Consider the following 24,167-nt stretch of genomic DNA (forward strand, 5'->3'; position numbering starts at 1 on the left):
CTTTATTGCAGTGGATGCCATTAGATTTTCTCTCTGTTTTCAATCCATCCCGATAAGATCTTAAGGCTCTCATCATGTTTTTCACGCATCATGCTGCGCAGCCGAGCAACCGGATCGGCGGATGGCAGGGCAAGAGGCTCATCCGCAGGTTCGAACGGGTCTGTGCCCAGTGGGATCGGGGTAACGAAACTGTCGAGTGAAAAACCGTCATCGCTACTGTCATTCAACAGGCCGGGCGACGGTTCCGGCGCGGGCTGTGCCGGCGCGCTGCTATTATCCGCCAATGGAAGTTGGGCCACGTCCTGCGGCCGTCGCAAAGCGCGGAGAACGAGCATCAGAATGGCCATTGCAAACAGGCCGAACAGGGCTAATCGCAGCAATGAATTCAGATGAAGGCGATCCAGCAAGGACGGTTGCGCAAATGTCCCATTCTGTGTCAATGCTGCGAATGGCAGGGATTTAACAGTGATGACGTCGCCGCGGGATTCGTCGAAACCGGTGGCAGAAGCCACGAGTTCGCGCAAGACCGCAAGCTCCGCTTCAGAACGCGGTATGATCTCGGACTCTCCCTGATCATTGGTTCCTACGGTTCCATTGACCAGAACCGCGACGGAAAGACGACGGATCGTGCCCGGTTGGCGGGACACTTCTCTGGTGATTGTGCTGATCTCGTAATTTTCCTGCTGCCGCGCCTGCGACCGTGCGGACTGCGAACCGTCCTGGGGATTATCCTCCGAATCCGGCAGGTTGGAGGCGGCGGTAACGGCTCCGGGACCGCTTGAACTGCTTTGATCCGAGCTTTCCTCGGTGATCTGGCTGATCAATGCACGCTGTTCGGGGTCAATACGCTCTTCGCGCAATTGTTCGGTTTCGTTCATGATGTCGAGATTCAACTCGACAATGGCGTTGCCTGTGCCCACATGCGATTCAAGGATCCGCGCGACATTCCGCTTCATTTCCGCGGCGCGGTCCAGCCCCTCCCGATCTTCGCCGGTGCCGATGATCCCATGCTGTGAATCGATGACGGTGACATTGTCGGGATGCAATCCGGGGACCGCCGAAGATACCAGATATTTCAACGCCGAAGCCTGATCCCGACTGATCGCCGATCCGCTTGTTGTCAATGTGACCGAGGCGCCCGCGTCGGCGTTCCGGCGGTAGCCGCGCGCCTGATCGACCGCCAGATGCACACGCGCGGATTTCACATTGGGCAGGGCCAGGATAGTTCGCGCCAATTCGCCTTCCTTGGCGCGCCAGTAAGCTGCGTCGAACATCTGCGACGTCGTGCCGAAACCCGACATCCCGTCCAGCAATTCATATCCGGCATTCCCTGTTTCGGGCAGCCCCTGCGCAGCCAGATCGACACGCAGCCTGTCGCGCGACGCCGCATCGACCCAGATCGAATCGCCACGAAGTTCATAGGCGATGCCCGCGCTTTCGATCCTTGTGACGATTTCACTTGCCTGTGCGGGTTCCAGTCCACCATACAGCAATGCCAGCTGGGCGCGGTTGGCGATCCAGCCAATCGTCGCGATTGCAATGAACGCAGCAAGAAACGTAGCAGTCATCAGGATTTTCTGCTTCGCGCTGCGCATTTTCCAGTAGTCCTGCAATTTTTGCAAAACCGGCCCCTTCGAATCAATCGTTGCTCTCTGCCTCCTTCATGACATCGGCCGGCTTAAGATTTGGTTAGTGGCAGGCTGTTAGATCGATTCGTGAATGACGGAGAATCACCATGAGCAATGATGCGGAACAGCAGGGGCAGAAACGCGGGAAGAAACGAAGGAAATTACTGATGCCACTGGCTGCCGTCGTGCTGGGCGGGGTGGGTTTCTTCTCGACTTATCTTGGCCTCCTGCCATCTCCTGGGGGTAAGGCCGAAGCCAAGCCGGCCGTGCATAAGGTCGAGTTTGTGGACATCCCCACGATAGAGCTTCCGATTCCCGGCACGCGTCATCGTATGGTCATTGTCTCGGCGGCAATCGAGACGGATGCCCTGCACAAGTCCGAGGTCGAGCATATGATGCCGCGTGTTCAGGATGCATTCACCAGCTTTTTATCCGATGTCGATGAAAGCGCGTATGAAAAGCGCGGTGTGCTTGAAATTCTGCGATCCGAACTGGTGACGCGCACCCGCTTCGTCCTTGGGGAAGAACCCGTCAAAGACTTGCTGATAACGGAGTTTCGGATCAAATGACGATGGATTCCATCTTGCAAATTATGCTGCTTGCCGCGTCTTGCGGGCTTGGCATGTTCTGTATCCTGCTGGCGCGCAGGCTGCATCGGCTGAACAATCTCGAATCCGGAATTGGCGGCGCCATTGCCGTCATGAGCGCCGAGGTGGACCGGCTTGATCGCGCGATCCGCAAGGCACGTGCCGAGGCGTCGGTGGCAAGCGAAGCGCTTGCCGAAGAAATTGCGCAGGCGCGCGGCGAACGGGAAATGTGGGACTTGCGCCAGAAAATGGATGCGGGCTTTGCGATTGGCTCGCAAAGCCGAAGCCCGGTATCCCGTCGTCTCCGCAAGCGCCTGCCGGAGGATGTCAATGCGTAACCGGCTTCTTCCCTTTCTGACGCTGGCATTCGCGTTGCCGGTTGCGGTAACCCTGATTGGTAAAGGCGGGCAGAATTTTCCTTATCAATTCGCGGCCTTCGCGGAACCTGCTGATTTGATGCGTGGCTGCACGGATGTGCCCGAGGCGGTCGCCCTTGCCCAGACCCTTAAGGAACGGGCCCTGCGGGTCGAGCGCTATCTGGCAAGCATCGAAGAGCGAAAGACCGAATTGTCACAGGCCGAAGGCGCGCTTCGGAAAAGGGCAGAGGAACTTAAAAGGCGCAAGGACGCGCTTGGCGCGCATAACGAAAACAAATCCGTTGCCATTCAGGACGATATTGACCGCCTGATCGCTGTTTATGATCAGATGAAGCCCGCCGAGGCCGCAGCCATCCTGACCAATCTGCCATCGGATTTCGCCGCCGAGATTCTGATGCGCGTCGACCCCGAGAACGGCGCACGGATTATCGCTGCGGTCGAGCCTCGTCAGGCGGCCCTTTTGACCGCCGAAATGGGCGCGCGCAGCGTCCGCAACCCCTAAGGAGTAATTTGTATGTTCGGGATCGTCGGCATGGTGGTGACCACGGTGATGGTATTCGGGGGATATTTGCTTGCAGGGGGCAAGATGCATGTGATCCTGCATTCGCTACCCTATGAGATGATGATGATCATGGGTGCGGCTGTCGGCGCTTATCTTCTTTCCAATGACAGCCACACGTTGAAAACGACGATTGGCGGGCTTGTGCGGGCCTTCAAGGGGCCGAAATGGACGGCACAGGATCATCAGGACGTGCTGTGCCTGATGTTTCAACTGCTGCGCGTTGCGCGTGACAATCCGGTCGGACTCGAGGCGCATATCGAAAGCCCGGACAGTTCCGAGATTTTCACCGCCTATCCGCGGCTGCTGGCGGATCGGAATATCGTTTCGCTGATTGCGGATACGCTGCGATCGGCAAGCCTGAACTACGATGATCCCTATCAGGTCGAAGAGATGCTTACGCGGCGTATCGCGAGTATGAGCGAAGACGAGATGCATGTTCCCCACGCGCTCCAGAATATGGCGGATGCCTTGCCTGCCCTGGGGATCGTCGCCGCGGTGCTGGGCGTCATCAAGACCATGAGCTCGATTGATCAGCCGCCGGCGGTGTTGGGCAAGCTGATCGGTGGCGCACTGGTCGGGACATTTCTCGGGGTGTTTCTGTCCTATGGCTTCGTGGCACCGCTGGCGCAGCGCCTCGGAGCGGTCATCAAGCAGGATCTCATGTTCTACGATGTTGTCAAATCGGTGCTTGTCGCCGGATTGCACCAACATGCGACAAATCTTTGCGTGGAAGTCGGAAGGCAAGCCGTGCCCGAACATGTAAGGCCGAGTTTCGACGGACTCGAAACTGCGCTGCGCGAATTGAAAAAGGCTGCATGATGATCGTATCGGCGCTTTTGACCGTTGTACTTGCGACATCGGATGCAGAACCTCCTGTAACAACCGGATTGGACGCATTTACCCGGGATGCCTCTGCCAGATTGCTGGAGGGGCGGGGTCTTCCGGCCGATTACCGGCGCCAGCTTCTGACGATGCCGCCGACGGATCGTTTACAGGCAATCATTTTTCTGCGCCGCTCGGGCCTTCTTTCCGGTGACATCTGGCTTCTGGAAGACGTTCTCCGCCCGCCCGGAATATCCGACCCGAATGAGAGTGCCGAATGAAACAGGTCGGTGGAGTATCCTCACGTTCTTCTTTTCTGCCGGATGCGCAGCTCCTGATCACCGGCGGTCTGGTGCTGATTGTCATTTCACTGGTCATTCCACTGCCTCCGGGACTGTTGGATTTCGGGATCGCCCTGTCGATCGCGACGGCGACACTGGTGCTTGTCATGGCATCTCTGGTTGACAAGCCAGCGGATTTTCAGGCTTTCCCGGTGCTGCTTCTGGTGTCTCTGGTGATCCGGCTTTCGTTGAACGTGTCGTCGACGCGGTTGATCCTGACCCAGGGCCATACCGGCAAAAGCGCCGCAGGTCAGGTTATCAGCGGTTTTGCTGATTTCGTGGCCGGTGGCTCGCTGCTGGTCGGGCTGACGATCTTCGCGGTTATCTCGGTGGTCAACTTCATGGTCATCACCAAGGGATCGGGCCGTATGGCCGAAGTTGCGGCCCGGTTCGCGCTTGATTCCATGCCGGGCAAGCAGCTTGCGATTGACGGCGACCTGAATGCCGGAGCTATCGATCACGAAGAGGCGAAACAGCGCCGCATTCGTGAACAGCATGAGATCAGCTTTTTCGGTTCTCTCGACGGCGCATCGAAATTCGTCAAAGGCGATGCGATTGCGGGGATCGTGATCACCCTGATCAATCTGCTGATCGGGCTAAGTGTCGGTGTCGCCGTTCATGGCATGGCCCTTGGCGATGCGTTGTCCACCTATTCGCACCTGACCATCGGCGACGGGCTGGTAAGCCAGATCCCGGCCCTGATCACGTCGATGGCCGCCGCCCTGCTGCTTTCGCGTGGCGGAACCACTGACACGACTGCGCAACTGGTTTCGCAGCAGATATTATCCGGCTGGATGCCTGTCGCGATTGTTGCGGGTGCCATGGCACTTCTGTCCTTTGTGCCGGGAATGCCGCGTGGATTGTTCCTTGCCATGGCGCTTGCAATGGCCATTGGCGCATGGCTGCTTGCCCGTCGCGGGCTTCGGATCGAAGAACCGATATCCGGACTGGATGACGAACAGCCGGTTGAGCGCCCTGCAGAACGGATCGGCGACGTGCTGGACACCGATGAGATTACAGTTGAAATCGGCGGTGATCTGGTACCCGCAGCGCTGGATCAGGCGCATGGCCTGGGAGGCAGGATCACGAATCTGCGCATTTTCGCTGCGCGCAGTTTTGGCGTTATTCTGCCAGATGTCCGGATCACCGATGCGGATGAGCTTCATGCGACGGATTATCAGATCCGCATTCAGGGTGTCGTAAGAGGGCGCGGCAGTTTACGCATAGATGAGGTTCTGGCTCTGGGGCCGGATGATATGCTTGAGGAGTTGGGCGGGATTGCGGTGAAGGAACCGGTCTATTCCAGCCCCGCCCGCTGGATTTCCAAAGACATGCGGGACGATGCCGCGACGAAGGGGCTGACAGTGGTTACCCCGATGGAAGTTCTGTCCACCCATCTGATGGAAGCCGTTAAGACCAATTTACCCTCATTGCTGACCCTGACGGCGCTGCAGCGGCAGATCGAGGAACTGAAATCCATTTCCGATCCCTCGCGGGCAGAGCGTTACAAGCGATATTTCGAAAGCATGGTTCCCGAAAAGGTAACTCCTGAGACGCTTCTGGCGGTTCTTCGTGCATTACTTGAAGAAGGAATTTCGATCCGGAACCTGCCTATCATTATCGATGCGATTTGCGAATTCCGGGCGATCGAGTCGGTCGAGACCGTTTATGAATTGGTGCGTAAGCGGTTGCGTGGGCAGATCACACAGCAATCTTCCGATGATTCCGGTCGGATCGAGGCGCTGCAATTGCATCCGGCATGGGAGGCGGAATTCGTACGCTCGGACACCGAAACGGGCAGGGCAGGCGGAACCGTCATCACCCCATCCCTTTCAGGTCGGTTGGTGAAAGCGATGCATCAGGCGCTTGGCGGCATGCAATCGTCACGGGCTGTCCTCATCATTCCGGATCACAGGCGCAGGATGGTTCGCGCGGTTCTGACGTCGAGCGGGGTCAGGGTGCCCGTGATCGGGATGGAGGAAATCGACAGTTCGGCCGAATTGTGCCTGTTGGGTACGGTTGAGGCGGCGTGATGTGGCAGCAAGCGGTGGAATTGCTGCCCGGGTTCAGCTGGACGATGGTACTTGTCTATGCGCGGGTTCAGGCCTGCCTGCTGATTTTGCCGGGTTTCGGAGAGCAGGTGATCCCCGCACGCGTCAAGGTGGGGCTGGCGATGGTAATCGTGCCGCTGCTGACTTCGGGGCTTCCGGTTGCCGGAATACCCCGGGCACCCGTGGAAATTCTGGGACAGATTGCTGTCGAAATGGTGATCGGTCTGGCAAGCGGGGGCCTGCTTCGGATTCTTGCAATTGCCATCGATATCGCGGCGACGGCGATTGCCACCGCTTCCTCATTATCGCAGCTTGTCGGTATTTCGCTCGATGCCGCTCCGCATCCGCTGGGCAACCTGCTGCATCTGGGTGGAATGGCGGTTCTGCTGGCGTTGGGATTGCCGGTCATGGTTCTGCAATTCATGGCCGACGGACTGTCGATATGGCCGCCGGGCGGCTGGCCGGATTTGCGCGATCTGGCCTATGAGGCGATACCGACGGTTGCGCGGGCATTCGGCCTTGCCATGTTGCTGGCTGCTCCGTTCACCCTTGGGGGTTTTCTCTTTCAGGCCCTGTCCGGGGTGATCAATCGCGTAATGCCATCCTTGCCGGTGATCTTCATCGGCTCCCCATTGTCGGTATTTCTGGCGATTGCGGGGGCGGCGATGATGGCGCCGCTGCTTATCGAGATCTGGGCGAATGCGGTGCTTGACTTCACCTTGTCGCCATTATGAGTGAGGAGAAGGACGAAAAACCGTTCGAACCATCCGAACGGAAATTACAAAAGGCCCGTAAAGATGGCGATGTTCCACGCTCGACCGAAGTCAATGTGCTGGGCATGTATCTGGGGGCCTGGCTGGTTTTGACAATCGGTGCAGGCGTCGCAACCCGTGAATGGCTGGCCTCGGCAAGCCGGGCATTGGGTAGCGACGCCTGGCTTGGCGGATCGGTCGTTGCCATTGCCATGCCGGTCGGCGGTTTTGCCGCCGTGGCCGTGATCGGTCTGATGATGGTGCCGTTTGCGACGATCTTCATCGCACTCCTCGCGCAACGCGGTTTGGTCTTTTCAGTCAAGAAGATCGCGTTCGATCCCAAACGTCTGAACCCGATCAGGAATGCCGGGCAGAAATTCGGCCCCGCCGGATTGGTGACTTTCGGGATCTCGGTCCTCAAGGCGGCATTTGTTTGTCTTGGCGGATGGTATCTGTTTTCGTCGCTTCTGAACCATCTTGCCGCGACCATGTCGGGAGCCGGCAACCAATGGATTCCGGGGCTGCGGAAACTGTTGCAGGATGTCGTGACGATGGCTGTCGCGATCTCGGCGTTGTTCGCGGTCATCGACCTGCTTTGGAAGCGCCATGAATATCTGAAGCGTCATCGGATGACCCGCAAGGAACTTGATGACGAGAACAAGGATACCGAAGGTGATCCGCATATCAAGGCGGCGCGTCGTCAGAAAGCCATTGATCTTGCGATGAAACAGATGCTTTCGGATGTCGCGCGCGCGGATGTGGTCATCGTCAATCCCACGCATTACGCGGTTGCGCTTGAATGGAAACGGGGAAGCGGGCGTGCGCCGGTTTGCCTTGCCAAGGGCACCGACGATCTCGCGGCCCGGATCCGTGACAAGGCGCGCGCGCATGACGTGCCAATCCATTCCGATCCGCCATGCGCGCGGGCGCTGCACGCCACTGTCGGTATCGGAGAGGAAATACGAAGAGAGCATTTCGCCGCTGTGGCGATCGCCATCCGTTTTGCCGAGAAGATGCGGCAGAAAGCGCGGGCGGGATGGTGAACAGAAGCAGTGATCTGACCCGGCTTGAACGGATCGCAAGGCTGAAGGCCGAACGTGAACTTGGAAAATTCGCAGCGATCAACGCGCATATGGCCGCTGCCCGGCAGCGCGTTTCGGCGATGCGGCAGACGCTTGAACAAAGCTATCGCAACCGGGCGCCGCTTTCTTTGCCCATTGCCCGGATCGAGACCGCGCAAGCCGGCCGTGTCGCCCGGGAATTATGGATGGCAGAACAGGATGCCGAACGTCTGAAACCGGGCTTCGAGCGGATTCGCCATGCCGCGATGCAGGAATTCGGCCGGGCAGAAGTCCTTAAGGAACTGGCGCGTCAAGAAACCCGCGCCAAGAAGACCCAGAGCCTGTAGCACCTGCCCGCATTCTCCTTCTTTCCTCCTCCCCTTCTTCTTTGTTCAAATACCTCGGGGGTGCGCGGGGCGCCCCCCCCCCCCCCCCCCCCCCCCCCATCGCGGGACGCAAGTAACCGGCATTGTCGCTTCAACGCGACACTCTCTCTCTTCAGGATCGCCTTATCATGACCGGAACTCAATCCGGCTGTGAAGCGACCTCAGACCCAGGGGCGGGCTTGCGTCATTTGCGACTCGTAGCTGTCAATCGCTCCGGCCTTTTCCATCGTCAGGCCGATATCGTCCAGCCCGTTCAGAAGGCAATGCTTGCGGAACGGATCGATGTCGAAACGGAATTCTTGCCCGTCTGAGCTGCTGACGGTCTGGTTTTCCAGATCGACGGTCATCCGGGCATTCGCGCCTTTGCGGGCATCATCCATCAGGGCATCCACCGCCTCTTGCGGTAGGGTGATTGGAAGAATACCGTTCTTGAAGCAATTGTTGAAGAAGATATCGGCAAAGCTGGTCGAGATGACGCAGCGAATCCCGAAATCCAGCAGCGCCCATGGCGCATGTTCCCGCGACGATCCGCAGCCGAAATTATCGCCTGCCACAAGAATTTGCGCATCGCGGTAAGCAGGTTGATTCAGGACGAAATCCGGCAATTCCTTGCCGTCTCGGTCATAGCGCATCTCGTCGAACAGGTTGACGCCCAGCCCTGTGCGCTTGATGGTTTTCAGGAATTGCTTGGGGATGATCATATCGGTGTCGATATTGACCAGCGGCATGGGGGCCGCGATCCCGGTCAGTGTGGTGAATTTATCCATGTCTCGGTTCCTCAGGCGTTTTCGGCCGCAAATTCGCGCACATCCACCAGATGTCCGGCAACTCCGGCTGCTGCTGCCATGGTGGGTGACATCAGATGGGTCCGGCCCTTGTAGCCCTGACGCCCCTCGAAATTACGGTTCGAGGTGGCGGCACAGCGCTCTTCCGGCGCCAATTGGTCCGGGTTCATGCCCAGGCACATCGAGCATCCGGCCAGCCGCCATTCGAATCCGGCATCGATGAAGATCTGATCCAGCCCTTCCTCTTCTGCCTGCGCCCGCACCAGCCCCGAACCGGGAACCACCATGCCGCGTACATTCGCGGCAAGTTTGCGCCCGCGCAGCACGTCGGCGGCAGCGCGCAGATCCTCGATCCGGCCATTGGTGCAAGAGCCGATGAAGACCGCATCAATCGCGATATCGGTCAGTTTCGTACCAGGCTTCAGCCCCATATATTCCAGCGAACGCCGTGCGGCATCGACCTTGCCGGCCTGGAAATCTTCGGGGGCGGGAACGGTCGCGGTGATCGGCAGCGCATCCTCGGGCGAGGTGCCCCATGTGACCGTCGGCGCAATATCCTCGCCCCGCAGGGTCACGATCTTGTCGAAATGCGCGCCATCGTCGGAATGCAGCGTCTTCCACCATGCCAGAGCAGCCTCCCACTGCGCGCCCTTCGGCGCGTGGGGGCGGCCTTTGACATATTCGAACGTGGTTTCGTCCGGCGCGATCAGTCCTGCGCGCGCGCCGCCTTCTATCGCCATGTTGCAGATCGTCATCCGGCCCTCCATCGACAGATTGCGGATCACTTCCCCGCAATATTCGATGACATGGCCGGTGCCGCCCGCTGTGCCCGTCTCGGCGATGATGGCCAGAACCACGTCCTTGGCGGTGACGCCGGGGGCAAGGCGGCCGGTGATCTCGACCTTCATGTTCTTCGATTTCGACTGGATCAGGGTTTGCGTCGCCAGGACATGCTCGACCTCGGAGGTGCCGATGCCATGGGCAAGCGCGCCGAATGCGCCATGCGTCGCGGTATGGCTGTCACCGCAGACAACGGTCATGCCGGGCAGGGTCCAGCCCTGTTCCGGGCCGACGATATGGACGATGCCCTGCCGGATATCGTTGACCGGATAATATTCAACGCCGAAATCGCGGGCGTTTTTGTCAAGCGCATCGACCTGAATCCGCGATTCCTCGTTCTCGATCCCGTCCTGACGGTCCAGCGTGGTGGGTACATTATGATCGGGGACGGCAATGGTGCGCTCGGGCGCGTGTACCTTGCGGCCGGTCATGCGCAGACCTTCGAATGCCTGCGGGCTGGTGACTTCGTGGACCAGATGACGGTCGATATAAAGCAGGCAGGTGCCGCTTTCGGAACGATCGACGACATGGGCGTCCCAGATCTTGTCATACAGGGTACGCGGGGTGATTTCGGGATTCGTCATGGCTCGTGGCTTTCGGCTGTGAGATTAAGTGCATGATGGCAAGAATCGGCAGGATGCCGCAAGCCGTCAGCCGCGGGCCGTCACGCAGCGCGTTTCGCCGTAAAACCGTGATGGAAGACGGGCACGGTCATGGATGTCGAAATAGATGAATCCGGTCATGGATCATATTCTACGCATGATTTTCGTAACCTGCAATATTGGTTGCGCAGGCTGGCATTGCAAGCCATGTCATTTTTCCGGAATGCCAATTTTACGTCTGTGGATTGAGATGAGACGAAAAGATGCTATCTTTAGTATAACCCCTGCGCCGGGGGCGATCGGCGCGTTGACCGGAGGATATGACCCTGTCAGAACACGTCTCGCCGGCTGATAGGCCGGCTGCGACCGCCGCGGGAGATCAGCTGAGCAGTGAGCAGCTGTTGTCCCGCATCTTGTCCTCGCTTGAAGACGACAAGGCCGAGGATATCGTTACGATCGACCTGCGCGGCCGATCGGCCATGGCGGATCACATGGTGATCGCATCGGGCCGCAGTGCACGTCAGGTTGGTGCCATCGCCGAAAAGCTGGCCGACCGCTTCAAGCAGGCAACTGGTCGCAGCGCGCGGATCGAAGGCAAGGACACCGGTGATTGGGTGCTGATCGACACCGACGACGTCATCGTCCATGTATTCCGCCCCGAAGTTCGCGATTTCTATCAGCTCGAGAAGATGTGGATGCCCGCCGATGCACTTGCCCGGGTGCGAGAGGCCGGCCCGCAGCCTCAGTAAGACATGCGGATCGACATCGCTGCCGTCGGGCGGCTTCGCAAGGGGCCGGAGGCGGCGATGGTCGCGGATTATCTTGACCGTTTCGCCAAAACCGGGCGAGGGCTGGGCCTGCCCTCGGTCAGGCTTATCGAGGTAGAGGACAAGCGTGGCGGCGGTATGGCGGCGGAAGCCGGGCTTTTGACCCGCGCAATTCCCGCAGGTTCCGCCATGATTGCATTGGACGAGCGGGGGGATCAGCCAACATCGCCCGATTTCGCCGCACGTATCGCGACATTTCGCGATCAGGCCCGGGATTTGTGCTTTGTGATCGGCGGCGCGGACGGGATCGATCCGTCACTGCGATCCCGCGCGGAATGGCAGATCAGTTTCGGCAAGATGGTCTGGCCGCATATGCTGGTGCGGGTCATGCTGGCCGAGCAGCTTTACAGGGCCACCACCATCCTTGCCGGGACACCTTATCACCGGAATTGAGGCCGGGGGCGGGGGCTCGTCCGTTGCCAACAGGTCTCTTGAACCGGTGGCGTAGCTGCCGGCGATGCCCTCGGAATATTTTTGGATGAAGAAGGCAGGCGGACTTACTGTCTTTCGCCTTTGAAACGCTCTGCCCATTCTTCGCGCTGGTCATCGGTGATCTTGGCGAACAGCATCTCGGGCCCCGTGAAGGCATGACCAGGAGGCAGTGCGGCCAGAGCCTTTTGCAGATCGCCGGGCCAGTCGGCGTTGTTGGTCTGCATCGCTTCCAGCATCGTTTTCGAGGCGAAGGGAATGAAAGGGGCAGACAGGACGGCATAGAGACGGATCAGGTTCAGACCCAGCCGTACCTGCATCGCCGCCTTTTCAGGATCGGCCTTGAAAGTGGCCCAGGGCGCCGCAGCTTGCAGATATTCGTTACCCAGCACCCAGATCGCACGCAATTCCGAAGCCGAGCGGCGCACCTCCATCCGGTTCATGCTGGCTTCATAGGCCCGGACACGGGTGATCAATGCGTCGATCAGCCGGTGTTCATCGGGACCGAACGTGCCGCCTTCGGGTACCGCTTCGCCGAACTTCGAGCGGCAGAACTTGGTAATCCGGCTGACGAAATTGCCCAGCACATCGGCCAGATCCTTGTTCACGGATTGCTGGAAATTTTCCCATGTGAATTCGCTGTCGCCGGATTCGGGAGCATGGGACAGAAGCCACCAGCGCCAGTAATCGGCAGGCAGGATTTCAAGTGCATGGTCCATGAAGACGCCACGCCCCTGAGAGGTACTGAACTGTCCGCCGTCATAGGTCAGGTAGTTGAAGGACTTGATGTAATCGACCATCTTCCACGGCTCGCCCGAACCGATCAGCGTAACCGGGAAGCTGAGCGTATGGAAAGGGACGTTATCCTTGCCCATGAATTGCGTATAGGTGACATCATCCGCGCCTTCATCGGTGCGCCACCAGCCGCGCCAATCGGCTTCGGCTTTGCCGTTCGCGTCGGCCCATTCGGCGGTTGCGGCGATATATTCGATGGGGGCGTCAAACCAGACATAGAAGACTTTGCCCTCCATTCCCGGCCATTCCTGATCTCCGCGTTTGACCGGCACGCCCCAGTTCAGGTCGCGCGTAATGCCGCGATCCTGCAAGCCGTCTCCGTCATTCAGCCACTTCTTTGCGATCGAAGTGGTCAGGATCGGCCAGTCGGTCTTTGAATCGATCCATGCCGCGATATCATCTTTCAGTGCGGATTGCCGCAGATAGAGATGTCGGGTTTCGCGCACTTCCAGATTGGTGCTGCCGCTGATGGCAGAGCGCGGGTCGATCAGGTCGGTGGGATCAAGCTGCTTGGTGCAGTTTTCGCATTGATCGCCGCGCGCCTTGTCGTAACCGCAATTCGGACAGGTGCCCTCGATATAGCGGTCGGGCAGGAAGCGGCCATCATCAATGGAATAGACCTGTTTCTCGCTGACTTCGCGGATATATCCGCGATCCGCCAGCTTTCCTGCGAAATGCTGGGTCAGCACGCGGTTGCGGTCGCTGGAAGAGCGTCCGTAATGATCGAAAGACAGACCGAAGCCCCGCGCGAGTGCGGATTGTTCGCCATGCATCCGGGCACAGTAATCGGCCACGGGCTCGCCGGTCTTGGCGGCGGCAAGCTCGGCCGGGGTGCCATGCTCATCGGTGGCGCAGATGAACATCACCTCATGCCCGCGCCCCCGCAGGTAACGGGCATAAAGATCGGCGGGCAGTTGCGAGCCGACGAGATTTCCCAGATGTTTGATGCCGTTGATATAGGGCAGGGCAGAAGTAATCAGATGGCGGGCCATATTCGCGTCCTTTGTATCGGCGCTTATCTAGCCGCGATGCCGGGCGAATGAAAGTGGCGATCGGGCTCAGGACCGGCCGGGGCTGCCGGAGACGCGAACGATGGTCCCCTGGGCCACCGCGCAGAGCGTTTCACGATCATCATCCACAGACCAGATCCGGCATTGGCAGATGGCCTGCTTTCCGGAGACCGAGACCGCTTCGGCCTGGGCCCGTAATCGCGCGCCCTTTGCCGGGCGGGCGTAATTGATCTTGAATTCAGAGGTCAGGGCGTCGTCGTTCAGTGCCATGCCTCCGGCGAAAGTCAATGAATTGTCGGCCAGATAGGAAATCACGCCGCCATGCGCAAAACCATGCTGCTGCTGTAATTCCCTGCGCAGGGGCAACTCCATGGTCACGCCGCTTTCGGACGCCTTGATGAGTGCAGCCCCAAGCAGTTGCGTAAAGGGTTGGCTCGCGAAGATCCGGCGAGCCAGTTCGGGCATCGAAGTTCGATCCATGGCGCGTCCCCTGAATGAGCTTTGGGCATATGATGAGTGTGGCGAGCCAGCCCGTTCTTTTTGCGGGCAATCCCGGCTTCCTGCAACAGGAACGTTGGGGAAGGTTCGTAAACGCCTTTGCCCGGACAACCCTCAGCACCCATCCCCAGGACGGGATGAATGCTGCGGGTTGCAAGGACTCAGCGGTAATAGGCGACCGGGGTGCCCGCCAGCACGCTCATGTTCAAAAGGCCGCGCGTGGTGATCGACGAGGTGACGATATGGGCGCGGTTGCCCATGCCCATGAGGATCGGCCCGACCTCCAGCCCGTTCGCGCACATCTTCAATGCATTGCGTACACCGGATGCGGTGTCTGTGCCCGGGAAAACCAGAACATTCGCCTTGCCTTCCAGCTTCGAGCCCGGAAAAATCCGTTCCCGCAATTCGGGATTGATCGCCGCATCGACCTGCATTTCGCCATCATACATGAAATCAGGCTTCTGCGCATCGAGAAGCGCGATCGCATCACGCATCTTGCGGCCGGTATAGGAATCCATATTGCCGAATTGCGAATGAGCGCACAAAGCGATTCGCGGAGTAAGACCAAAGCGGCGGACATGGCGGGCGGCGCCGATGACGGTATCGGCGACCTGCTGAGGCGTAGGATCGTTATGGCATTGCGTATCGGTGATGAAGAGCGGGCCATCCTCGAGAATGATCATCGACAATGCGCCAATTGGCCGCAGCCCGTCACGGGCCAGGACATTCTGGATGTATTGCAGATGCCACTTATATTGCCCGAAGGTGCCGCAGATCATGCTGTCGGCCTCTTGCCGGTGCACCATGACCGCGCCGATGGCTGTCGTATTGGTGCGCATGATCGCACGGGCGATATCCGGACTGACGCCGCGCCGCGCCATGAGTTGATGATAGGTTTCCCAGTAATCACGGTAACGGGGATCGTTTTCGGGATTCACGATCTCGAAATCCCGTTCGGGCCGGATCGGCAGCCCCGCGCGTTCCGCCCGCATCGTGATGACCTCGGGTCGTCCGATCAGGATCGGCGCATCGGTGGTTTCCTCCAGCATCGCGTTGGCGGCGCGCAGCACCCGTTCATCCTCGCCCTCGGCGAAGACGATGCGCCGCGTCGCGGTTGCAGCTGCTTCGAAGACCGGACGCATGATCATGGCCGAACGGAAGACCGAGCCGTCCAGCTTGCGCTTATAGGCTTCCAGATCCTCGATCGGGCGGGTGGCGACGCCGGTATCCATCGCCGCCTTCGCCACCGCCGAGGAAACGACGCCGACCAACCGCGGATCGAAAGGTTTCGGGATCAGGTATTCGGGGCCGAAGCTCAGGGTTTCGCCATGATAGGCGGCTGCGGCTTCGGCTGCCGTGGTGGTGCGGGCAAGCGCGGCGATGCCTTCGACACAGGCGATCTGCATCTCGTCATTGATCGTGGTCGCACCTACATCCAGCGCCCCCCGGAAAATAAAGGGGAAGCACAGAACGTTATTGACCTGATTGGGAAAATCGCTGCGTCCGGTGGCGATGATCGCATCGGGCGCAACCTTCCGGGCCTCGTCCGGCAGAATTTCCGGGATGGGATTGGCCAGCGCAAAGATGATCGGCGCCTTGCACATTTTCGCCACCATCTCCGGTTTCAGCACGCCGGGCCCGGAAAGGCCAAGGAACAAATCCGCGCCTTCGATCACCTCGTCCAGTTCCCGCTTGTCCGAGTTCTGGGCGAATGCCTGTTTCTGCGGGTTCATGTCTTCGGTCCGGCCGTCGTAAACCAGCCCGTTGATATCACAAAGCCAGACATTCTCGCGCTTGACGCCAAGTTTCAGCAGCATGTTGAGACAGGCGATTCCCGCCGCACCGCCGCCGGTCGAGACGACTTTGATATCCTCGAACCTCTTGCCGGCCACGCGCAGCGCATTATGCGCCGCAGCACCCACGACGATGGCGGTGCCGTGCTGGTCGTCGTGGAAAACCGGGATGTTCATCCGCTCGCGGCAGATTCTCTCGACGATGAAGCAATCGGGGGCCTTGATATCTTCAAGATTGATCGCTCCGAATGTGGGTTCCAGCGAACAGACGATATCGGCCAGTTTTTCGGGATCCGATTGATCTATCTCGATGTCGAAACAGTCGATATTGGCGAATTTCTTGAAAAGGACCGCCTTGCCCTCCATTACCGGTTTGGCGGCCGCCGCGCCGATATTGCCCAGCCCCAGAACCGCCGTGCCGTTCGAGACGACCGCGACCAGATTCCCGCGCGAGGTATAGCGGCTGGAATTGGCTGAATCTGCCTGGATTTCAATGCAGGCTTCGGCGACACCGGGGGAATAGGCGCGCGACAGGTCGCGACCATTGGCCAGCGGCTTGGTTGCCCGGATTTCCAGCTTACCCGGTCTTGGGAATTCGTGATAATCAAGTGCGGCTTGCCGGGCGTTATCCTGCCTGCGATCTTCCATATTTGCCCCTCCGGTTCTCATATTAGTTCACCGTTAAACCATTTCTGCGGCGGGGAACAGGAGGGTTCAGCTTGCGTTATGTGCTGATGGGCGCAAAACTCGTAAAAATTTTGACAGCAAAGGAGCAGCAAGCCATGTCATTACTGGATGCCGCACGAGAAGTGCGCGAGGCGGCATATGCTCCTTATTCCCGGTTCAAGGTTGGCGCCGCGATTCGCAGCGCCTCGGGTGAGGTCTATCGCGGCTGCAATGTGGAAAACGTTGCCTATCCCGAAGGCACCTGCGCCGAGGCCGGCGCAATTGCGGCGATGGTCGCCGCCGGAGAGACCGAACTGATCGAGGTTGCGGTGATCGCCGACAGCCCGTCCCCCGTGCCGCCTTGCGGGGGATGCCGCCAGAAACTGGCCGAGTTCGGACATGCCAATACGCCGGTTTTGCTGGCGACGGTGTCGGGTGCAACGCTTTCGACGACGATCGGGGAATTGCTGCCCGGGCGCTTCGATGCCGCCCATATGGGCAACGCCACATGACCGATCCGCGCAGTGTCATTGCCGCTTTGCGCGATGGGCGGGGCCTTGATGGCTCGGGCGCGGCTCTGATTGCGCAGGGATTGGCGGACGGTTCGGTAACGGACGCGCAGGCAGGGGCATTTGCCATGGCCGTGCTGACGCGCGGGGCGGGCGAAAAGGGACGGGTAGCCCTGACCCGGGCGATGCGCGATTCGGGCCATGTCATGAACTGGGACTTGCCGGGGCCGGTCGCGGACAAGCATTCGACCGGCGGTGTCGGAGATGCCGTCAGCCTGATCCTTGCGCCGCTTCTGGCGGCGAGCGGGGTATTCGTTCCGATGATCTCGGGGCGCGGGCTGGGCCATACGGGTGGCACGCTGGACAAGCTGGAATCGATTCCCGGATATATTTGCGATCAATCCGAAGAACAGTTTCGCCAGATCGTAGCGAATTGCGGCTGCGCCATCGTGGCGGCAACTACGGATTTCGCCCCTGCCGACCGTCGGCTTTACGCGATCCGTGACGAATCAGGTACGGTCGAATCCATCGATCTGATCACAGCGTCAATTCTGTCCAAGAAGCTTGCCGCGGGTTTGGATGCGCTGGTGCTGGACGTCAAGGCGGGCTCGGGCGCTTTCATGCCCAGGCCCGAGGCGTCGGAACGGCTGGCCCAGGCGCTTGTGCAGACGGCGAACGGGGCAGGGTGCCGGACTTCGGCCCTGATCACCGATATGGATCAGCCTTTGGCGCGCAGCGCCGGAAACGCGCTCGAGGTGACCGAGGCGATCCGGGTGCTGCGCGGTGAAAAGGGTGCATTGCGCGATCTGTCCCTTGCGCTGTCGGCGGAATGCCTGCGTTTGTCCGGGCAAGATGCAAATCGGCTGGAACAACTGCTGGACAGTGGCGCTGCCGCCGAGGCTTTCGGTCGCATGATTGCCGCGCAGGGCGGCCCTGCCGATCTGCTTGACCGATCCGATGCCTATTTGGTCGCTGCCCCGGTCATCCGTCCGGTTTTGGCGGGTGCCGGAGCGGTTTCGGCGATTGACGTCACGGCGCTGGGTCATGCCGTTGTCGCCCTTGGCGGCGGGCGCGTCCGGGCGGGGGAAAGGATCGATCACCGGGTCGGCTTGTCTGCCCTTGCGAAGCTGGGCGATGCGGTTGGCCCCGACGCGCCCATTGCCATGGTTCATGCCGCCGATGACACCGCCGCTGATATTGCCGTCGCCGCAGTTCAATCGGCCTATCGAATCGGAGAACCCACGCCGTCCGGACCTTTGATCCGCGACAGGATCGGTGGCGATGATTAGGGCAATGTGCAGGGCAATCGTTCAGCCGGCATCCGCTGCGGCTGCGCGTGAGGGCGGGGTGACCCGCTTCGACCCGATGCGAAAAACCTTGTTACATGGATGTATCGATGCCGGATAAACGCGCATTTCTGATCGTCATGGATTCCGTCGGCATCGGCGGCGCACCTGACGCCGACCGTTTCTTTAATGACGGCAGGCCGGATACCGGCGCGAATACCCTTGGTCATATCGCGCAGGCGCAGCCCTTGCAGATGCCTAATCTGGATCGGCTGGGACTGGGCGCCGCCATCCGACTGGCTTCGGGGCTGGAGGCACCGGGACTGGGTGCCGCCCCTCAGGGGCTTTGGGGCGCCGCGACCGAGATGTCCAAGGGCAAGGATACCCCCTCGGGGCATTGGGAAATCGCGGGCGTGCCGGTTCCGTGGGAATGGCACTATTTCCCCAAGACGATCCCGGCCTTTCCGCCAGAAGTTACCGCGCGTCTTTGCGAGCTGGCCGGGACCGAGGGGATATTGGCGAATTGTCACGCCTCCGGCACGCAGGTGATCGAGGAATACGGCGAAGCGCATATCCGTACCGGCTGGCCGATCTGCTACACCTCGGTCGACAGCGTGCTGCAGATCGCCGCGCATGAAAAGCATTTCGGCCTCGACCGTCTGCTTGCGCTCTGCCAGAGCATCGCGCCGATGCTGCATGACATGCGGCTGGGCAGAGTAATCGCACGGCCCTTTATCGGCGAGCGTCCCGGCGGGTTCAAACGGACCCCTAACCGGCGCGATTTCGCTATTGCTCCTCCGTCGGATACCATTCTGGACATCGCGGCAAAGGCGGGCCGCGTCACCCATGCCATCGGAAAGATCGGTGATATCTTCAGTCATCGCGGCATCACCCATCTGCACAAGGGAAAATCTGATGCCGATCTCGCCGATCATCTCATCACGCTGGGACAAGAGGCTGAATCCGGCAGCCTGACCTTTGCCAATTTCGTCGAGTTCGATATGAATTTCGGCCATCGCCGCGATATTCCCGGCTATGCGGCACAGCTTGAATGGTTCGATCGGGTGGCGGGCCGCCTGATCGAATGCCTGCGGCCCGGCGATCTTGCCATTTTCACCGCCGATCACGGCAATGACCCCAGTTGGTCCGGTACCGATCACACGCGCGAACGGGTTCCGGTTCTGGGCGCGGGACTGGGGGCTAAGGCAATCGGACAGGTGGGATTTTCGGATATCGGCGCTTCTGTCATGGCGCATCTGGGCCTGCCTGCGCCGCAAACTGGAAGGTCCTTCCTGTGAAGAAGATCGAACTTCACCTGCATCTCGAAGGGGCCGCGCCCGCATCCTTCATCCGCGGTCTTGCCGCCGAGAAACATATCGATCTGTCGGGGGCATTCGATGCCCACGGGCATTATGCCTATCGCGATTTCGCCGAATTCCTGCGCGTCTATGAAGCCGCCATCAGCGTCCTGCAAACCCCGCAGGATTTCGCCCGGCTTCTGGCCGAAGTGCTGGAGCGTTCCGCCGAGCAGGGCGTTATCTATACCGAGCTTTTTGTTTCGCCCGAATTCTGCGGCGGCGCGGATTTATCCGCATGGCGCGATTATCTTGCCGCCATGTCCGAGGTGGCGGCAAGGATGCGTCTTAAGGGCATCGACAGCCGCGGCATCGTCACCGCGATTCGTCACTTTGGTCCTGACCGTGCCCGCAAATCCGCCATTTGCGCCGCCGAAACGGCGGACGGATGGATCACCGGTTTCGGCATGGGCGGCGCGGAAACCGTCGGCCGCGCGACCGATTACGCATGGAGCTTTGACTGCGCGCGCGAAGCCGGACTGGGTTTGACCTGTCACGCAGGGGAATGGGGCGGGCCGGACAGTATCCGCGACGCATTGGATCTTGGCGTCTCGCGCATTGGTCACGGCGTGCGCGCCATCGACGATCCGGCGCTGGTTCGCGATCTCGCGGCGCGTGAAACGGTGCTGGAGGTTTGCCCCGGCTCGAATATCGCGCTTGGCCTTTGGCCGGACTGGGCCGCCCATCCCATTGCCCGGCTGCTGGATGCGGGGATGAAACTGACCATCTCGACCGACGATCCGCCATTTTTCCACACCACCATGCGCCATGAATATGCGCGCCTCGCCGATGCATTCGGTTGGGGCGAACAGGAATTCACGCAAATGAATCAATGGGCCATTGACGCCGCCTTCTGCGACGAGGAAACACGTGCGCGGCTGAGAAAGGAGTTCACGTGAACAAGCAGCATCTGACGATCATCAATCATCCGCTGGTCCAGCACAAGCTGACGATCATGCGCAAGAAGGACGTCTCGACCGCGGGGTTCCGCAGGCTCTTGCGTGAAATCAGCCTGCTTCTGGCCTATGAGGTCACGCGAGAGTTGGAACTGACAACCACCACGATCGAGACGCCGATCTGCGAGATGCAGGCCCCTACGCTTGAGGGCAAGAAACTTGCACTGATCTCGATCCTGCGGGCCGGGAACGGATTGCTTGACGGGATCCTTGAATTGATCCCCGGTGCGCGGGTGGGGTTCGTCGGGCTGTATCGCGATCCCGAGACGCTGCAGCCGGTGGAATATTACTGCAAGGTGCCGAATGCGCTTGATGCCCGCATGACCATTGTGGTCGATCCCATGCTGGCCACGGGAAACTCTTCGGTCGCGGCTATCGACAAGCTGAAAGAGCATGGCGCGAAAAACCTGCGTTTCCTGTGCCTGCTGGCCGCGCCCGAAGGGGTGGAGCGGATGCGGCAGGCGCATCCGGATGTACCGGTTTTTACCGCCGCCCTGGATGAGCGGCTGGACGATCACGGCTATATCGTGCCCGGGCTTGGCGACGCGGGTGACCGGATGTTCGGTACGAAATAAAGGCGCATTAAGCGTTTGTTCAAAGTTCCGGATTATCCATCGGCCATAAGATGAATCTGCGCAGGTGGCCAATGCGGTATGTCTGGGGCTTGTTGTTTCTGTTGAGTGCCTCTGTTGCGCAGGCGACCCCGTCACCTGAGCCCCCGCGGGATTATTCGGGTGATCAGTATATCGACGGGTCAGGTTGCGTCTTTAACCGTACCGGCGGACGATGGATTGCCCGAACCGATCGCGACGGCAAAGCCGTCTGCGGCTTTCCCTCCAGTCTCTCGGCGCGCCGGACCGATCCGGATGCCGAAACCGTTCTCGCGCCGCTTCGCCAACCGGAACCGCCGGATCCTGCGCAATTGCTGCGGGAACAACTGGCCGGTGAACTGCGTCAGGGTGAGTTTGCCGCCGATCCGCGACAGGCCGAGGAACGGCGGGAACCGGAAATTCCCGATGCCAGCCAGGGTCTGATCGCCGAGGCGCAGGCAGTGCTGAAATTACGGGCGGCGATTGGGGCGAAGCTTGCGGGTCGTCCGGCCGATTCTGCTCTCTGCGCGCGATTGGGCTATGTCCCCGATCCGGTTGCCCGTCCGATTCCAGGGGGCGATGTCCTGTCGGGATTTTGCCGCGGTCAACCTCCTGCGACGCCAGAAGCGCATATTCTTCCGGGGAAGCGGCTGGACCGAGGGGGGGAGGCTGTGTCCCGAACGGCACCTGCCGCGCGGCGGGCATCGGTGACGCTCGACGCGCAGCCATCGGTCAGACGAGCCGTGAAGCGACCCGTGCGTGATAGCTCGGCACCCGGCAGGACAGCCCCGGTCGCGAAGGCTAAGCCAGCCGCGCCGCGCCGTGATCCTGTTCCAGAGCTGATTCCGGCATCGGCACGCTATATTCAGATTGGCACGTTTTCCGATGACCTCAGTTCCGAACCGGCGATCCGGCATTTATCCGCATTGGGCTATCCGGTCGCGCGGGCTTATCGACAGGGCGCGGACCGGAAATCGCGGGTCATCCTGGCCGGCCCGTTTGACGACCGCCGTTCGCTGGTGGCCGCACTGAACCTGCTTCGGGACAAGGGATACCGGGCTGTTGCCCGTTGAAAAGCACCGGATCGGGCTTGGGACGCATGGCATCGTCAAGATGGCAATAAGGGGATAATGGCGCGGTTGACGGGGCTCGAACCCGCGACCCCCGGCGTGACAGGCCGGTACTCTAACCAACTGAGCTACAACCGCGCATTTATCCGGGCGAAAAGGTGCAAGTGGCGCGGTTGACGGGGCTCGAACCCGCGACCCCCGGCGTGACAGGCCGGTACTCTAACCAACTGAGCTACAACCGCACACTCACCTTCCCCGGCTGATCGCCCGCCGGGGTGAGCGGGGTTTAAGCGTAGCGTGGCGACACGTCAAGACAGCATGGGAAAAAACATCTGCGGATCAGAAGAGAATGCCCGGAATGCTTTGTGGTGCCCGTCTTGGGATCGGCGGAAGAAAGCTGATTTTGCGCCGTCTTCCCGGAATGCCAGATGAAATTGCGATGTGACAACGGCATTTGGTGACACAGAAGGGCGAACTGCATTTACCGGCTGTGGCTGATCCGCCCGCCGCAAACCGGCGCGGGAACCCCGGTTGTCATCGGGCCGGAAGTTGGAAGCCCTTTCACGACGCGAGCCGCCAGCCAGCCGAAAGCCTGTGCCTCAAGCATATCGCCGTCCAGCCCCGCCGATTCGACGGGTTGCACCCTGGTGGTCAGCTGCGCGCGCAATGCCTCCATGATCGCGGTGTTATGACGCCCGCCGCCGCAGACCAGAAGAACCGCCGGAGGGGCGGGCAGCCAGCGCAACCCCGCCGCGACCGAGCGGGCCAATGCCGCGACCAGCGTGGCCGCCGCATCGGCATCGGTCAAATGGGAAACGGCCTGGGAAAGCCCTGAAAACTGATTCCGATCCAGCGATTTTGGCGGCGGGCGCTCGAAATACGGATGGCGCAGGAATTCGGCCAGAATGTCGTGGTCAACCCGCCCCGATGAGGCCAGCCTGCCGTCCTCGTCCCGTTCCCGGTGCAGGCGGTTGCGCATCAGATCGTTGATCGGCGCATTTGCAGGGCCGGTGTCGAAGGCGATGCATGCGCCGGGGGCCTCGGGCGCGGGGACAGAGGGATCGGCCCAGGTGATATTCCCGACCCCGCCGAGATTCAGAAACGCGACGGGTTCGACGGGCAAATGCCCCTGCGCGATGGCCCATTCTGCGCAAGCCCAGTGAAAAAACGGCGCAAGCGGGGCGCCTTCGCCGCCCTGCCGGACATCCTCGCTGCGGAAATCCCAGATGACAGGGCGATCTGACATGCGGGCCAGCGCCGCGCCGTCTCCGGCCTGATGCGTGCCGCGGCCCTGCGGGTCATGCGCCAATGTCTGGCCGTGATAGCCGATCAACTCGGCTTCGGGAAAATCCCCCGCCAGCGCGGCATGGCTGAGAACAGAGATCTCCGCCGCCTCTTTCACCCCGGCCTCGCCGGGCCAGCGTCCAAGCGCCGCATGCAGCGCTGCCGCCTCGTTATCCGAATAGGCGCGATAACCGCTGCGGCCAAAGCCGCCGATGCGGATGCCGTCCGTCTCGATCATCGCTGCATCGACTCCGTCCAGCGAGGTTCCCGACATCATTCCCAGAACGCGGATCATCATGGCTTTT

At 60.4% G+C, this 24,167-nt stretch carries 24 protein-coding genes and 2 tRNA genes; 17 read left to right on the forward strand and 9 right to left on the reverse strand.

Going from position 1 to position 24,167, the window contains the following annotated elements; genetic code table 11:
- Positions 1-20 precede the first annotated feature (20 nt).
- Positions 21-1,622: a flagellar basal-body MS-ring/collar protein FliF gene (gene fliF, locus Q0601_RS01060; RefSeq protein WP_305286205.1), complete on the reverse strand. Its 1,602-nt coding sequence runs from the start codon at positions 1,620-1,622 to the stop codon at positions 21-23.
- A gap of 113 nt (positions 1,623-1,735) precedes the next feature.
- Between fliF and Q0601_RS01065 the strand changes: the two genes are divergently transcribed.
- From Q0601_RS01065 to Q0601_RS01105, 9 genes are read left to right on the forward strand one after another with little or no spacing between them, the layout of a single operon-like run.
- Positions 1,736-2,197, forward strand: a complete 462-nt coding sequence (locus Q0601_RS01065) for a flagellar basal body-associated FliL family protein (RefSeq protein WP_305286207.1) — start codon at positions 1,736-1,738, stop codon at positions 2,195-2,197.
- Positions 2,198-2,220: 23 nt separating this feature from the next.
- Positions 2,221-2,553 (forward strand): hypothetical protein, encoded by a 333-nt coding sequence (locus Q0601_RS01070; protein ID WP_370656082.1) that lies wholly within the window; start codon positions 2,221-2,223, stop codon positions 2,551-2,553.
- Entirely contained in the window at positions 2,546-3,094 is a 549-nt protein-coding gene (locus tag Q0601_RS01075) for a MotE family protein (protein ID WP_305286211.1), read from the forward strand. The genes Q0601_RS01070 and Q0601_RS01075 overlap by 8 nt, the downstream gene beginning before the upstream one ends.
- 12 nt (positions 3,095-3,106) lie before the next feature.
- Positions 3,107-3,973, forward strand: a complete 867-nt coding sequence (motA, locus tag Q0601_RS01080) for a flagellar motor stator protein MotA (protein ID WP_305286212.1) — start codon at positions 3,107-3,109, stop codon at positions 3,971-3,973.
- Positions 3,970-4,257: a hypothetical protein gene (locus Q0601_RS01085; RefSeq protein WP_305286215.1), complete on the forward strand. Its 288-nt coding sequence runs from the start codon at positions 3,970-3,972 to the stop codon at positions 4,255-4,257. Before motA ends, Q0601_RS01085 begins: the two co-directional genes overlap by 4 nt.
- Positions 4,254-6,350 carry a flagellar biosynthesis protein FlhA gene (locus Q0601_RS01090; RefSeq protein WP_305286217.1) on the forward strand — a complete coding sequence of 699 codons (2,097 nt, stop codon included), beginning with the start codon at positions 4,254-4,256 and terminating at the stop codon, positions 6,348-6,350. Before Q0601_RS01085 ends, Q0601_RS01090 begins: the two co-directional genes overlap by 4 nt.
- On the forward strand, positions 6,350-7,102 hold the full coding sequence (locus Q0601_RS01095) for a flagellar biosynthetic protein FliR (RefSeq protein ID WP_305286220.1): 753 nt from the start codon (positions 6,350-6,352) through the stop codon (positions 7,100-7,102). The genes Q0601_RS01090 and Q0601_RS01095 overlap by 1 nt, the downstream gene beginning before the upstream one ends.
- The gene (flhB, locus tag Q0601_RS01100; protein WP_305286222.1) at positions 7,099-8,163 is read left to right on the forward strand and encodes a flagellar type III secretion system protein FlhB; all 1,065 of its coding nucleotides are present in this window, start codon (positions 7,099-7,101) and stop codon (positions 8,161-8,163) included. Before Q0601_RS01095 ends, flhB begins: the two co-directional genes overlap by 4 nt.
- A complete protein-coding gene (locus Q0601_RS01105; protein WP_305286224.1) occupies positions 8,157-8,528 on the forward strand; it encodes a hypothetical protein in 372 nt (123 codons plus the stop codon). The genes flhB and Q0601_RS01105 overlap by 7 nt, the downstream gene beginning before the upstream one ends.
- Positions 8,529-8,728: 200 nt before the next feature.
- Here the strand turns inward: Q0601_RS01105 and leuD are convergent, their stop codons facing one another.
- Positions 8,729-9,334: a 3-isopropylmalate dehydratase small subunit gene (gene leuD / locus Q0601_RS01110; RefSeq protein WP_305286225.1), complete on the reverse strand. Its 606-nt coding sequence runs from the start codon at positions 9,332-9,334 to the stop codon at positions 8,729-8,731.
- An 11-nt stretch (positions 9,335-9,345) separates the two neighbouring features.
- Positions 9,346-10,776 (reverse strand): 3-isopropylmalate dehydratase large subunit, encoded by a 1,431-nt coding sequence (leuC, locus tag Q0601_RS01115; protein WP_305286227.1) that lies wholly within the window; start codon positions 10,774-10,776, stop codon positions 9,346-9,348.
- Positions 10,777-11,114: 338 nt separating this feature from the next.
- On the opposite strand from leuC, the gene rsfS reads away from it, so the two are divergent.
- Both rsfS and rlmH read left to right on the forward strand, forming a co-directional pair.
- Positions 11,115-11,543: a ribosome silencing factor gene (gene rsfS / locus Q0601_RS01120; protein ID WP_305286229.1), complete on the forward strand. Its 429-nt coding sequence runs from the start codon at positions 11,115-11,117 to the stop codon at positions 11,541-11,543.
- 3 nt (positions 11,544-11,546) lie between these two features.
- On the forward strand, positions 11,547-12,014 hold the full coding sequence (gene rlmH / locus Q0601_RS01125; RefSeq protein ID WP_305286232.1) for a 23S rRNA (pseudouridine(1915)-N(3))-methyltransferase RlmH: 468 nt from the start codon (positions 11,547-11,549) through the stop codon (positions 12,012-12,014).
- A 104-nt stretch (positions 12,015-12,118) separates the two neighbouring features.
- On the opposite strand, the gene metG is transcribed toward rlmH, so the two are convergent.
- The 3 genes from metG to Q0601_RS01140 all read right to left on the reverse strand — a co-directional run bounded on the left by metG (position 12,119) and on the right by Q0601_RS01140 (position 16,794).
- A complete protein-coding gene (gene metG, locus Q0601_RS01130; RefSeq protein ID WP_305286234.1) occupies positions 12,119-13,837 on the reverse strand; it encodes a methionine--tRNA ligase in 1,719 nt (572 codons plus the stop codon).
- A gap of 66 nt (positions 13,838-13,903) precedes the next feature.
- Positions 13,904-14,335, reverse strand: a complete 432-nt coding sequence (locus tag Q0601_RS01135) for a PaaI family thioesterase (protein WP_305286236.1) — start codon at positions 14,333-14,335, stop codon at positions 13,904-13,906.
- Between the two features lie 179 nt (positions 14,336-14,514).
- A complete protein-coding gene (locus Q0601_RS01140; RefSeq protein ID WP_305286238.1) occupies positions 14,515-16,794 on the reverse strand; it encodes an NADP-dependent malic enzyme in 2,280 nt (759 codons plus the stop codon).
- A gap of 134 nt (positions 16,795-16,928) precedes the next feature.
- On the opposite strand from Q0601_RS01140, the gene Q0601_RS01145 reads away from it, so the two are divergent.
- From Q0601_RS01145 to Q0601_RS01170, 6 genes are all read left to right on the forward strand, one after another.
- On the forward strand, positions 16,929-17,324 hold the full coding sequence (locus tag Q0601_RS01145) for a cytidine deaminase (RefSeq protein WP_441847875.1): 396 nt from the start codon (positions 16,929-16,931) through the stop codon (positions 17,322-17,324).
- Positions 17,321-18,610, forward strand: a complete 1,290-nt coding sequence (locus Q0601_RS01150; protein WP_305286239.1) for a thymidine phosphorylase — start codon at positions 17,321-17,323, stop codon at positions 18,608-18,610. Before Q0601_RS01145 ends, Q0601_RS01150 begins: the two co-directional genes overlap by 4 nt.
- 107 nt (positions 18,611-18,717) lie before the next feature.
- Positions 18,718-19,905: a phosphopentomutase gene (locus tag Q0601_RS01155; RefSeq protein WP_305286240.1), complete on the forward strand. Its 1,188-nt coding sequence runs from the start codon at positions 18,718-18,720 to the stop codon at positions 19,903-19,905.
- Complete coding sequence (locus Q0601_RS01160; RefSeq protein ID WP_305286242.1) at positions 19,902-20,861, forward strand: adenosine deaminase; 960 nt, start codon at positions 19,902-19,904, stop codon at positions 20,859-20,861. The genes Q0601_RS01155 and Q0601_RS01160 overlap by 4 nt, the downstream gene beginning before the upstream one ends.
- Positions 20,858-21,493: a uracil phosphoribosyltransferase gene (upp, locus tag Q0601_RS01165; protein WP_305286244.1), complete on the forward strand. Its 636-nt coding sequence runs from the start codon at positions 20,858-20,860 to the stop codon at positions 21,491-21,493. The genes Q0601_RS01160 and upp overlap by 4 nt, the downstream gene beginning before the upstream one ends.
- Before the next feature lie 71 nt (positions 21,494-21,564).
- The gene (locus Q0601_RS01170; protein WP_305286246.1) at positions 21,565-22,581 is read left to right on the forward strand and encodes an SPOR domain-containing protein; all 1,017 of its coding nucleotides are present in this window, start codon (positions 21,565-21,567) and stop codon (positions 22,579-22,581) included.
- 58 nt (positions 22,582-22,639) lie between these two features.
- Here the strand turns inward: Q0601_RS01170 and Q0601_RS01175 are convergent.
- The 3 genes from Q0601_RS01175 to Q0601_RS01185 all read right to left on the reverse strand — a co-directional run bounded on the left by Q0601_RS01175 (position 22,640) and on the right by Q0601_RS01185 (position 24,160).
- A tRNA-Asp gene (locus Q0601_RS01175) sits at positions 22,640-22,716 on the reverse strand.
- 27 nt (positions 22,717-22,743) lie between these two features.
- Positions 22,744-22,820 (reverse strand) — tRNA-Asp (locus tag Q0601_RS01180).
- A gap of 239 nt (positions 22,821-23,059) precedes the next feature.
- Positions 23,060-24,160 (reverse strand): anhydro-N-acetylmuramic acid kinase, encoded by a 1,101-nt coding sequence (locus Q0601_RS01185; RefSeq protein ID WP_305286248.1) that lies wholly within the window; start codon positions 24,158-24,160, stop codon positions 23,060-23,062.
- Positions 24,161-24,167: the final 7 nt, after the last annotated feature.

Source organism: Paracoccus wurundjeri (genome assembly GCF_030678915.1).
Lineage (GTDB): Bacteria > Pseudomonadota > Alphaproteobacteria > Rhodobacterales > Rhodobacteraceae > Paracoccus > Paracoccus onubensis_A.